The organism is Tenacibaculum sp. 1_MG-2023 (assembly GCF_030547425.1).
In the GTDB taxonomy this organism is placed as follows: domain Bacteria; phylum Bacteroidota; class Bacteroidia; order Flavobacteriales; family Flavobacteriaceae; genus Polaribacter.
Window position 1 is genome coordinate 73,375 of sequence record NZ_JAUORH010000005.1, and the last position, 11,439, is coordinate 84,813.

10 protein-coding genes are annotated in these 11,439 nt (G+C 30.7%); 6 read left to right on the forward strand and 4 right to left on the reverse strand.

The genetic code is table 11. The features are described 5' to 3' along the window. Genes Q4517_RS05235 through Q4517_RS05245 form a run of 3 tightly spaced genes read left to right on the forward strand, consistent with a single transcriptional unit; the run spans position 1 to position 1,975 of the window. A complete protein-coding gene (locus Q4517_RS05235) occupies positions 1-327 on the forward strand; it encodes a hypothetical protein (protein ID WP_303507027.1) in 327 nt (108 codons plus the stop codon). A gap of 3 nt (positions 328-330) precedes the next feature. After that, complete coding sequence (locus Q4517_RS05240; RefSeq protein ID WP_303507029.1) at positions 331-969, forward strand: alpha/beta hydrolase; 639 nt, start codon at positions 331-333, stop codon at positions 967-969. Positions 970-1,024: 55 nt separating this feature from the next. Beyond that, positions 1,025-1,975 (forward strand): sterol desaturase family protein, encoded by a 951-nt coding sequence (locus Q4517_RS05245; RefSeq protein WP_303507032.1) that lies wholly within the window; start codon positions 1,025-1,027, stop codon positions 1,973-1,975. A gap of 39 nt (positions 1,976-2,014) precedes the next feature. Here Q4517_RS05245 and bcp read toward each other — a convergent pair whose 3' ends face one another. After that, on the reverse strand, positions 2,015-2,467 hold the full coding sequence (bcp, locus tag Q4517_RS05250; RefSeq protein WP_115900934.1) for a thioredoxin-dependent thiol peroxidase: 453 nt from the start codon (positions 2,465-2,467) through the stop codon (positions 2,015-2,017). 109 nt (positions 2,468-2,576) lie between these two features. On the opposite strand from bcp, the gene nth reads away from it, so the two are divergent. Then, positions 2,577-3,233, forward strand: coding sequence for an endonuclease III (nth, locus tag Q4517_RS05255; protein WP_303507037.1), 657 nt, complete (start codon positions 2,577-2,579; stop codon positions 3,231-3,233). A gap of 238 nt (positions 3,234-3,471) precedes the next feature. On the opposite strand, the gene Q4517_RS05260 is transcribed toward nth, so the two are convergent. Beyond that, complete coding sequence (locus Q4517_RS05260; protein WP_303507039.1) at positions 3,472-4,053, reverse strand: RNA polymerase sigma factor; 582 nt, start codon at positions 4,051-4,053, stop codon at positions 3,472-3,474. A 232-nt stretch (positions 4,054-4,285) separates the two neighbouring features. On the opposite strand from Q4517_RS05260, the gene uvrA reads away from it, so the two are divergent. After that, positions 4,286-7,078: an excinuclease ABC subunit UvrA gene (gene uvrA, locus Q4517_RS05265; RefSeq protein ID WP_303507181.1), complete on the forward strand. Its 2,793-nt coding sequence runs from the start codon at positions 4,286-4,288 to the stop codon at positions 7,076-7,078. 80 nt (positions 7,079-7,158) lie between these two features. On the opposite strand, the gene Q4517_RS05270 is transcribed toward uvrA, so the two are convergent. Together Q4517_RS05270 and Q4517_RS05275 are read right to left on the reverse strand one after the other, a co-directional pair. Beyond that, on the reverse strand, positions 7,159-8,244 hold the full coding sequence (locus Q4517_RS05270) for an HmuY family protein (RefSeq protein WP_303507042.1): 1,086 nt from the start codon (positions 8,242-8,244) through the stop codon (positions 7,159-7,161). Positions 8,245-8,255: 11 nt separating this feature from the next. Continuing rightward, the gene (locus Q4517_RS05275; RefSeq protein WP_303507044.1) at positions 8,256-10,397 is read right to left on the reverse strand and encodes a TonB-dependent siderophore receptor; all 2,142 of its coding nucleotides are present in this window, start codon (positions 10,395-10,397) and stop codon (positions 8,256-8,258) included. A gap of 95 nt (positions 10,398-10,492) precedes the next feature. Here Q4517_RS05275 and Q4517_RS05280 point away from each other — a divergent pair, with 95 nt between their 5' ends. Then, positions 10,493-11,395, forward strand: coding sequence for a DUF6607 family protein (locus Q4517_RS05280; RefSeq protein WP_303507046.1), 903 nt, complete (start codon positions 10,493-10,495; stop codon positions 11,393-11,395). The last annotated feature ends 44 nt before the right edge of the window (positions 11,396-11,439 follow it).

The following is an 11,439-nucleotide window of genomic DNA, read 5'->3' on the forward strand; positions in this document are numbered from 1 at the left end:
ATGGAAAACCAAACAGTAAACGAAGGAAAAACTCCTGCAATTATCAGTCACTTTACAGTTATAGGACTTATCATTGCTTTTGTTTTAAACATGAACAATAAAAATGCTTTTTCTAGCTTTTATATTAGACAAATGCTTGGTTTAAACATATTGTACATGGCGAATATGTGGATTGTTTATAAATATTTAGGAAGCACAATAGGTTGGGTTGTTGGAGTATTATTATTTGTACTTTGGCTAATTAGCCTTTTAGCTGTTTTAAAAGGAGAAAAAAAACTCGTACCAGTTGTTGGAGAGCAATTTCAAAACTTATTTAAAGGAATTTAATACATGAGTTTACACTACGTTGTAAGAGAACCTAAAGTCTCAAATGCTACTCCTCCATTATTAATTTTATTACACGGGTATGGTAGTAACGAACAAGATTTATTTTCATTTGCTGAAGAATTGCCAGACGATTTATTAATTGTAAGCGCTAGAGCTCCTCATGATATGGGCTATGGTGGTTATGCTTGGTATGCTATAAATTTTGATTCAGTTAACGGTAAGTTTTCTGATTTAAAACAAGCAGCTAAATCTGTTGATAAGATTGCTTCATTTATTGATGAAATTAAAGAAAAATATAACACAAACCCTGATAAAACATTTTTATTAGGGTTTAGCCAAGGTGCTATTTTAAGTTATGCGCTAAGTTTTAAATACCCTAACAAGATAAAACACGTAGTAGCATTAAGCGGCTATATTAATGAAGAGTTATTACCTACTGAAATAGACAAATCTATTACAACAGATTATTATATTTCTCATGGAACAGTAGATCAAGTTCTTCCTATAGATTGGGCACGTAAAGCTCCTATTTTATTGAAAAATTTTAATTTAAATAATGAATATTCTGAATATCCTGTAGGTCATGGTGTAGCCCCTCAGAACTTTTATAGCTTTAAAAACTGGATTGAAGAAAGACTATAAAATTTAACAGTAAAATTGGGTAAAATTGAATATTTTTGTACTCTAAAAAAATAGTATGAGCAACATATTTAATCAAGATATATTATACTACTGGAGTGCTCCTTTTTTCATCTCAGTAATTTTTATCGAAATGTACTTTAGCTATAGAGCTAAAGCAAAAAATTACGATTTTAAAGATACTGCCACTAATGTTTATTTTGCCTTAGTTAATTTTAGCTTAGACCTATTAATGAAGGTAGCTTCATTTGCTATTATGGGCTTTTGTTATCAATACAGAATTATTGACTGGGAAGGTAATATGTCGTGGGCATATTGGTTATTAGCTTTTATTGGTCAAGACTTTTTGTACTATGTACACCATTATGTAGATCATCATTCACGATTTTTTTGGGCAGTACACGTAACTCACCATAATTCGGAGTATTACAATATTTCAACAGGTTTCAGGTCTCCTGTTTTACAACCTTTGTTTAGATACATGTTCTTTTTACCATTAGCTTTTCTTGGAGTTATGCCACTACATATTATGTTTGCATACGCTATGAATCAAAATTACGGAACATTATGTCATACCAACTTTATTAAAAGTAAATTAGGTTGGTGGGGATATATTTTTGTTACCCCATCTCACCATAGGGTTCATCATGCTTCCAACACGAAGTATTTAGATAAAAACATGGGAATGGTGTTGATTATTTGGGATCGTATTTTTGGTACTTTTCAGGCAGAAGAAGATGAAACTGAATATGAAAAGTTACGTTATGGTTTAACGAAACCTTTAGAGGATAAAGGTCCTATTAATATTATATTTCACGAGTGGAAAGAGATTTTTAAAGATTTCTTCAAACGAAAAAAAGAGTTACCGTTGGCAACACGCTTAAAATATGTATTTATGCCTCCCGGATGGAGTCATGATGGAAGTTCTAAAACTAGCAAAGAATTACAAAAAGAACTTAAAACTCCTCCTATAAAAGATTTAAAGTTACAAAAAATAAAAGTCGAGTAAATACTCGACTTTTTTCTTTTTACTAGATATATTTAACTACTACTTTAATATCTGGTTAGCGTGTTCTTTAGTTTTTACTTTCGCAATCACATCTTCAATTACGCCATTTTCATCAATTACAAAAGTGGTGCGATGAATTCCGTCATACTCTCTACCCATAAACTTTTTAGGGCCCCAAACACCAAACGCATTGATTACATCTTTACTTTCATCGGCTAATAATGGAAAAGGCAATTCATTTTTATTAATGAAGTTTTGTTGACGTCTTGCTGAGTCTGCACTTACTCCTAAAACATCATACCCTTTTGCTAAAAACGTTTTATAATTATCACGTAAGTCACAGGCTTCCGCTGTACAACCTGGTGTACTCGCTTTAGGGTAAAAGAATAATACTAATTTCTTTCCTGAATAATCAGATAGTTTTACAGCGTTTCCTTTCTCATCTACCGATTCAAAATTTGGTGCTTTATCTCCTATTTTTAGTGTTGTCATATTATATTGTTTCAAAGTTATTATGTCAAAGTTACAAAGTTGATTTTGATTATCCATAAAACATACAAAGCTTCTTTGTACCTTTGATTTTTTCAAATTTTATAAAGCAATGACGAAAGCAGAAAAAGTTCAGTTTGTTATAGATACTTTAGAAGAATTATATCCTGAAACTCCCATCCCTTTAGATCACAAAGACCCATATACCTTGTTGATTGCTGTATTGATGTCTGCTCAAAGTACTGATTCACGTGTAAATACAATTACACCTTTATTATTTGAAAAAGCTGATAACCCGTATGATATGGTAAAACTTACCGTTGATGAAATTCGAGAAATTATCAAACCTGTTGGTTTATCACCTATGAAATCGAAAGGGATTCACGGTTTATCTAAAATCTTAATTGAAAAGCATCATGGTGAAGTTCCTGTTGATATGGAAGCTTTAGAAGAATTACCTGCAGTAGGACATAAAACTGCTAGCGTGGTAATGTCACAAGCTTTTAACATTCCTGCTTTTCCTGTAGACACACATATTCATAGATTGATGTATCGTTGGAACTTAACTAACGGAAAAAATGTTGCTCAAACCGAAAAAGATGCTAAGCGTTTATTTCCAAAAGAATTATGGAATAAACTTCACTTACAAATTATTTATTATGGGCGAGAATTCTCACCTGCGCGTGGTTGGAAGTTAGAGAGCGACGTAATTACTAAAACGATTGGGAGAAAATCGATAATAGACGATTATAATAAAAAGAGAGTATAAAAAAAGCCCCAACCTTGTTGAAGCTTTTTCCACTCTTAATTCAAATTCAATTCAATGAGATAGTTTGATTTTGTTTTAACTACTGTTAGCGATTTAGAAAAATTAATCAAATATTGAACTGTTTCTTGTTTAGGTTTCATTTTAAAGTCAGGAGACCTCTTAGAGTAAACTTGCATCATATATTCCCTTATTATTACTTATTATCAATGATTTAACGATGCTTTTTTCTAAATATTGTCTAACTAACTAAGATAATTTTATTTTTCTCAATTATTTTTCTCAAATTAATTAAAGCGTAACGCATTCTACCAAGTGCTGTATTAATACTAACTCCTGTATTTTCTGATATTTCACTGAAGCTCATATCGTTATAAATACGCATTTTTAAAACTTCTCTTTGTTCTTCAGGTAGTTCTTCAACTAACTCTTTAACATCATTTAAAATCTGTTCTTTTATTATTTTTCCCTCTGCATTTAATGCTCCATCACTTAATACCGAAAAAATATCAAATTCTTCTGTATTATTAAATGTAGGCATACGATTATTCTTTCTAAAAAAATCAATAATCAAGTTATGAGCAATACGCATAACCCAAGGTAAAAATTTACCTTCCTCATTATAATTTCCTTTTTTTAGCGTTCGAATAACTTTTATAAAGGTATCTTGAAAAATATCTTCTGTAGTATCTCTATTTTGTACTTTACTATAAATAAAGCTATAAAGTCGTTGTTGGTGGCGTTTAATCAATAATTCTATGGAATATTCATTACCATTTATGTAGTTCTTTACTAATACACTATCATCTACAATGTGTTGCATAATAATTACTTTTTTTGAAAACAACTTATTAATTGTCTTCTAGTTAGGGGATATTAAGTTAAAAAAGTAATTATTTTCCTATAAGCTTTTGTTTATTGATTAATAACGAGTTACAAATATGATGTATTTTATTAATAAATACAAAAAAACTATAAAAAAAGAGAAAAACACTAATGTTTGTTCATTAAAACCACTTGAATTTGGTACTTTTATCGCTTATTTTTTCGAGCATATGAAGACTGATATTTCAACTGTTAATCCTAAGGAAAATATTATAATAAAAGGGGCTAAACTGCACAATTTAAAAAACATTGATGTAGTTATTCCTCGTAATAAGTTAGTAGTAATTACCGGGCTTTCTGGATCGGGAAAGTCTTCTTTAGCTTTTGATACCTTGTATGCCGAAGGACAACGACGTTATGTTGAAAGTTTAAGCTCGTATGCACGTCAGTTTTTAGGAAAATTACACAAACCTAAGGTTGATTATATTAAAGGAATTGCTCCAGCCATTGCTATTGAACAAAAAGTAAACTCTACTAACCCACGTTCAACAGTGGGCACCTCCACTGAAATTTACGATTATATCAAGTTACTATTTGCCCGTATTGGTAAGACCTTCTCTCCTATTTCTGGTAATGAAGTAAAAAAACATACCGTTTCTGATGTTATTAAGCATGTAAAAACTTTTGAAGAACGTACGAAGTTATTATTACTCGCTCCAATACATATTAGTAAAGATAGAGACCTAAAAACTGTTTTGCAAGTATTAACTCAGCAAGGATATGCTCGTTTAAAATACCAAGACACTGTATACAGAATTGATGAATTTCCTATAAAAGATTTTAAAGGAAATGAATTACAGTTAGTTGTTGATAGAATTGTTGTAAAAGACGAAGAAGATTTCTACAACCGTTTAGGGGATGCCGTACAAACTGCTTTTTTTGAAGGGAAAGGAATTTGCTGTATTGAGAATTTATCAGATAATAGTATTGCTGGGTTCAGTAATAAATTTGAGTTAGACGGAATTTCTTTTTTAGAACCTAACACACATTTATTCAGTTTTAACAACCCTTACGGAGCTTGTCCTACTTGTGAAGGCTATGGAAATGTAATTGGTATTGATGAAGATTTAGTAATCCCAAACACAGGATTATCTATTTACGAAAATGCTATTTTTCCCTTTAAAACAGATAGTTACAAAAAATATAAAAATGATTTAATTCTGAATGCTGAGGAATTCGGAATTTCTATTCATAAACCATGGTTTGAACTTTCGGAAGAGCAAAAAAACCTAGTTTGGAACGGAACCAAAAAATTCAAAGGAATTAATCATCTATTCAAAAAGTTAGAAGAAAAAAGTTATAAAATTCAAAACCGTGTAATGCTATCTCGCTACCGCGGAAAAACAAAATGTACAGAGTGCAACGGAAAACGTTTACGTAAAGAGGCTAACTACGTTCAAGTATACGGTAAAACTATTGATGCGTTAGTTACCTTACCTTTAGATGAATTAGCAGTATTTTTTAACAGTATTCAATTAAATAAATACGAAGAAAAAATTGGTAAACGTTTACTTACCGAAATTAATAATCGCTTACAATTTTTAACGGATGTTGGTTTAAATTATCTTACGTTAAATAGAACTTCTAACACATTATCAGGCGGAGAAAGTCAACGAATTAATTTAGCTACTTCGCTAGGAAGTTCACTTGTGGGCTCTATGTATATTTTAGATGAACCTAGTATAGGATTGCATCCAAAAGATACAGAAAGACTGATTGGTGTCTTAAAAAATTTACGTGATTTAGGTAACACCGTAATTGTGGTAGAACATGATGAAGACATTATGAAAGAAGCCGATTATATTATTGATATCGGTCCTGAAGCAGGAACTTATGGTGGAAATGTTGTTGCCGAAGGAACTTTTGAAGATATCCTACAATCTGAGTCTCTTACAGCTAAATATCTATCAGAAGAATTAAAAATTGAAATCCCCACAAATAGAAGAATTTCAAAAAACTCTATTGATATTATTGGAGCGCGTGAGAATAACTTAAAAAACATCGATGTTTCCTTTCCTCTTAATAATTTAACCGTTATTACAGGAGTTTCTGGTAGTGGTAAAAGTACTTTAGTTAAGAAAATCCTGTATCCTGCGATGCAAAAAAAATTAGTTGGATATGGTGAAAAATTGGGGCAACATACAGATGTTACAGGTAGTTTTGACTTGTTAAAACATGTAGAGTTTATCGATCAAAATCCAATTGGTCGTTCCTCACGTTCTAACCCTGTAACGTATATCAAAGCGTATGATGATATTCGTAAGTTACTTTCATCTCAAAAACTATCAAAAATAAGAAACTACCAACCAAAACACTTTTCTTTTAATGTTGATGGTGGTCGTTGTGAAGTTTGTAAAGGTGAAGGAGAGGTTACAATTGAAATGCAGTTTATGGCAGATGTGCATTTAGAATGTGAAACCTGTGGTGGTAAACGCTTTAAAAAAGAGGTACTGGAAGTAACTTTTGAAGGAAAATCTATTGACGATGTTTTAAACTTTACTATTGATGATGCTGTTGCTTTTTTCACAGAGCATCAACAAACCAAAATAGCTCGAAAATTAAAACCTTTACAAGATGTTGGATTAGGGTATGTACAGTTAGGGCAATCGTCCTCAACTCTTTCTGGTGGTGAAGCACAGCGTATAAAACTGGCTTCTTTTTTAGTAAAAGGAAATACAAAAGACAAAGCTTTATTTATTTTTGATGAACCTACTACTGGATTACACTTTCACGATATTAAAAAGTTACTAGCTTCTTTTAATGCACTAATTGAAAGAGGACACTCAATTATTGTCATTGAACATAATATCGAATTGATTAAATGTGCTGATTATATTATTGATCTTGGTTTAGAGGGTGGAAAAAAAGGTGGAAACTTAATCTTTGCAGGCACCCCTGAAGAATTAGCTAAAAATAAAAAATCATACACCTCTAAGTATTTGGCTGAAAAACTCATTAACTAAACCTTCTTAACTAGAAAAGCCACCCAACCTTTTGGTTAGATAGCCTTTCACAACAAAAATTAACAAAATTTAATAAATCTTTACTTTAATAAGCTATATACAAACTCAGGATAACCTCTTTCTCCTGCATCATTTGTTAGTGCTAAAAGCTTTAACTTATATAAATTTCCATCAGTATCTTCTATTACATAGAAAACATTGTCTTTGCGAGAAGGTAAAGAACTAGGGCCTCCTCCTACTCTCCAGCTCTTACCTATAACTGTTTGGTTATCAACAAAATTTTCTACTTTTACGTCTGTTAAGGTAAAATCATTATATGTATAATTTTCTTTTTCTGTATCTATCATATATCCTTTTACATTTGATTTTATATTATTTACTACAAAATCTGCATATACATACGGACCATAACTAGGTAATAAGTCTGTAAAGATTGTAAAGTTTAAGTCCCAGTTTTCTTTCATTGGCTCAACATTAACTTTAGCTTCTGTATTAAAGCTAAAGAATGTAAAGTGATATCCTTCCGTTTTCGTTATTACAATTTCTTTATGCGTAGTAGCATCTAAATCTGCATACTGTAAAACATAAGCATCTCCTTCTTTTAAAACTCTAATTTTTTTCCAACCTCTTTCATCTCCATTTGCAGAGTAACTACCTGTAGCTGGTGTATTTGTTGCTACTTCATAACCAAGGTTTACTAAATATACTTTATTATTTGCCTCTGTTACTTCAATTTCAGCAATTGCCGTTTTTGTTATATCTCCACTAGGATGATCAACAAAAGGAGCACTTTCATCAGTATATGTATTCGTTCTTACTAAAGGCTGTAAATCTTTTACTTCCTGGGTTGAAGAGCTAACAGCATCTATATCTGTTGTAGATAATTGAGCCACCGCCATAGATATTGAACCATTTATAACAACTCTAAACTCATTTCCAGAATAAAATCCTAAATCCCAAGAGTCTCTCTTTACCTCTGTTGTTGTATTGGTACTTAAGTCAATATATACTTGGTTTGGTTGATTAGGTCCACCTACTTCTGGGCTTACTTCTGCTCCTTCTATTACCACTTTTATTGGTTCAGATGGTAAATCATTATCACTTCCACAACTAATGAACGAGTACATAGTTGTTAATAATATGAGTGTGAAAAATTTGTTTTTCATTGTTATTGATTTTAAAATTTAATATTATATAATAGTTTTAAATAGTATGAACGACCATAGCCTAACAATAGAGAGTTATTGTTTGTTGCATGTGCGCCTGTTGTAGCTGCGTTACTTACATTAACACTGGTAACATCAAATAAATTTCGGGCTCCTATTGTTGCTTGTAATTTTTTATTTAAAAATGTTTTTTGCACAGAAGCATCTAACCAATTATAAGCCTGTGTAGTTGTTTTTGTGAAAGTTGAGTTTTTATTTTCATCTGTACCTAAAGCTATATAGTTTTGTTGTTCTCCGTTATGCTTTAATAATAAAGTTATTACTGTATCCCAATTTTTTATTTCATAGCTAGCACTCGTAGTTAATTGAAATGAATACAAAAAGTCATTTTTTGCATTTATTTCATTGTTAGCTACCTGGGCTATACCTTGTAAATTAGCACCTATATTAAAGGACCAATTATTTGCTTTTATTGTATTTCTTGAAGAAACTCCCCATAGTTTATAAGCATCAATATTTATGTATTGATATTGTAGAGGTGACGAATTAACAATTGCTAAATCTATTTTATCTTCCAGATTTAAATAGTCTATTTTTAAACTATTTAACAATGATATATTAGAATCGTCAAACCAACTTCTTTTCTTTAAATTAATGGAAGCAGAATATCCACTTTCGGGATTTAAATTTTCATTTCCTCTTACGTCATGATTAGAGTCAACAAAATAATAATATAGCTCTTGAAAACTTGGAGTTCTATACGAAGTACCTATATTACCTCTAAGTTCAAATCCGTTTTTAAATAAATAACGAGCACTTAAAGAGCTTTGTAATTTAGAATGAAATAAAGAATTGTATTCATACCTTAAGCCAGGACGAACCATTAAGGCATCTGAAAATTTTATTTCAGAAGAACCAAATAGAGCATAGTTACCCTGAGTACGTGTTTTATCTTGTTGAGTAACTTCACCAGAGGCCTGCGTATCGAATCCTTCTATATAACGAGCTTCATAACCTAACTGAAAATTATGACGATTACTTTTTATAAAGTTTGAAATAGTACCTTTTGAAAAGAAAACATTGCTTGATTGATATACTTTATCTTCCTCATTCGTTTTATTACCAGATAAAATAAAATAAGTAAACTTATTTAAACGTCGTTTTTGTGTTTGATAAGAAGCTGATAAGGAATAAGGACTCCCCGATGCTAAAACCCCATTTAAATTAATATTATTTACAAATCTCTCTGTTTTGAAAATGCGGTCCAACGCAAACGGATTACTAGTTTGTGAGTCTACATCAATATTGTCATCAACTTTTGGATTGTAAAAGTTTACATTATCATTGTAGTAATTGAATTTATAACTCAAATTAAGTTGATCTTTTTTATAATTCAAAAAACCAGTGGCATTTACCTGCTCTTTCGGCAACCAACTATAACCTCTTAATAAATCATTCTTATAATAATCTCTTCCTTTTCTATCATCTAAAAAACCTGTAAAATCTGTTCTATTAAAACTCACTCTACCAAACCAGTTTTCAGAAAAATTATGAGCTACATTAACACTCTGTATATGTTTTCCTTCGTTAAATAAAGCATACTCATTACTTACAGTTTCTTCTTGTATTGCCGCTTGAATATTCCATTTATTTTGAGATGATTTTTTTGTTATAATATTAATTACTCCCGATACCGAATTAGCTCCGTACTCAACTCCCATGGCTCCTTCCACCAATTCTATACGCTCAACATCATCTAAATTTATTTGAGTTAAATCAATGTTATTTCCAATTCCGTTATCACTAACTAACGGAACATTATCTATTAAAATATTAAAGTATTGAGAATCTAGACCAAACATTGAGATAGTTGATTTACCTGATTGAGAGTTTGGAACAACTGTTAAGTTTAGTTTAAAATTTAATACATCCGCTAAATTATTAGCTGCTTGACTTTCTATTTGTTTTTTATCTATAATAGTTACATTATATACCGATTTTTTAATCGATTTAGGATTGTACTGCCCTGTTATAACAACCTCATCCAATTTATTATAATGAATACTGTCACGTCTTACCTCTTCTTTTTCTTGTGAAAAGACTTGACACGCTAAAAGCATCAACAAAAAAACAATTCTATTATTTAGAAACATTCTTAATAATTTTTCTGCAAATATATTCTTTATTTTTAACCAATCTAAATAAAAGTTATATTTTTGTCAGAAAATAAATTCAAACAAAACTCACGATGAAAAAAATACTATTAGGTAGTTTATTAATACTATCTGCACTTACAGTTAACGCTCAAAACAAAAAGAAAAAAGATAGAGCTGCTATAAAAAAAATGTGTGGCTGTTATGAAGTTACTTTCAACTTTGCTGAAACATTTAATAACAGTAAAGACTCTCTATACAAACCTTCCAAAACAAAAACAGATAAAGCTTTAGAGTGGGCTGAATTAATTGTTGATGAAAATGATAAAATTTCAATTCAACATTTACTACAGGTCGGCAATCCAGCAAATCCTCATATTGTAAAACATTGGAGACAAGATTGGCTGTACGAAAACACTGATTTTTATATGTTCAATGGCAATAACAATTGGTTATATGAAAACAAACCAAAATCAGAAGTAAAAAAACAATGGACTCAAAAGGTATATCAAGTAGATGATAGTCCACGATACGAAGGTTCTGCCACTTGGGTTCATGTAGACGGAAAAAGCTATTGGGAAAATACTACAGATGCACCTTTACCAAGAAGAGAATACACAAAAAGGAGCGATTATAATGTAACTGAAAGAGGTAACCGTCATGAAATCACAAACTACGGTTGGTTACATGATCAAGATAACAAAAAAATTATAAGAGAAGAAGGTAAAAAAGATATTGTTATAGCTCATGAAAAAGGATATAACACGTACGTAAAAGTAGCTGATAGCAAATGTAAAGCTGCAAAAGATTGGTGGAAAAAAAACAGTACGAAATGGCTAAAAGTTAGAAATAAGTGGGATGAGGTTTATGGAAGAAATACTAACCTTTCTTTAGAAACTAAAGTAAATAACAAACCTTTATACAAACATTTATTTTCAGAAAAAACTTCAGAAGAGCAACAAATTAATGAAACTATAGAGTCTTTTGTAAAAAAGTAAAAGTGCTTCAAAGCATTTTATAGTTATACCTAAACGAAAAATTA

Excerpts from the sequence above, each read along its gene's own strand:
- Q4517_RS05235 (WP_303507027.1), top strand. The coding sequence starts at position 1 with ATGGAAAACCAAACAGTAAACGAAGGAAAAACTCCTGCAATTATCAGT.
- Q4517_RS05240 (WP_303507029.1), top strand. The coding sequence starts at position 331 with ATGAGTTTACACTACGTTGTAAGAGAACCTAAAGTCTCAAATGCTACT.
- Q4517_RS05245 (WP_303507032.1), top strand. The coding sequence starts at position 1,025 with ATGAGCAACATATTTAATCAAGATATATTATACTACTGGAGTGCTCCT.
- bcp (WP_115900934.1), bottom strand. The coding sequence starts at position 2,467 with ATGACAACACTAAAAATAGGAGATAAAGCACCAAATTTTGAATCGGTA.
- nth (WP_303507037.1), top strand. The coding sequence starts at position 2,577 with ATGACGAAAGCAGAAAAAGTTCAGTTTGTTATAGATACTTTAGAAGAA.
- Q4517_RS05260 (WP_303507039.1), bottom strand. The coding sequence starts at position 4,053 with ATGCAACACATTGTAGATGATAGTGTATTAGTAAAGAACTACATAAAT.
- uvrA (WP_303507181.1), top strand. The coding sequence starts at position 4,286 with ATGAAGACTGATATTTCAACTGTTAATCCTAAGGAAAATATTATAATA.
- Q4517_RS05270 (WP_303507042.1), bottom strand. The coding sequence starts at position 8,244 with ATGAAAAACAAATTTTTCACACTCATATTATTAACAACTATGTACTCG.
- Q4517_RS05275 (WP_303507044.1), bottom strand. The coding sequence starts at position 10,397 with ATGTTTCTAAATAATAGAATTGTTTTTTTGTTGATGCTTTTAGCGTGT.
- Q4517_RS05280 (WP_303507046.1), top strand. The coding sequence starts at position 10,493 with ATGAAAAAAATACTATTAGGTAGTTTATTAATACTATCTGCACTTACA.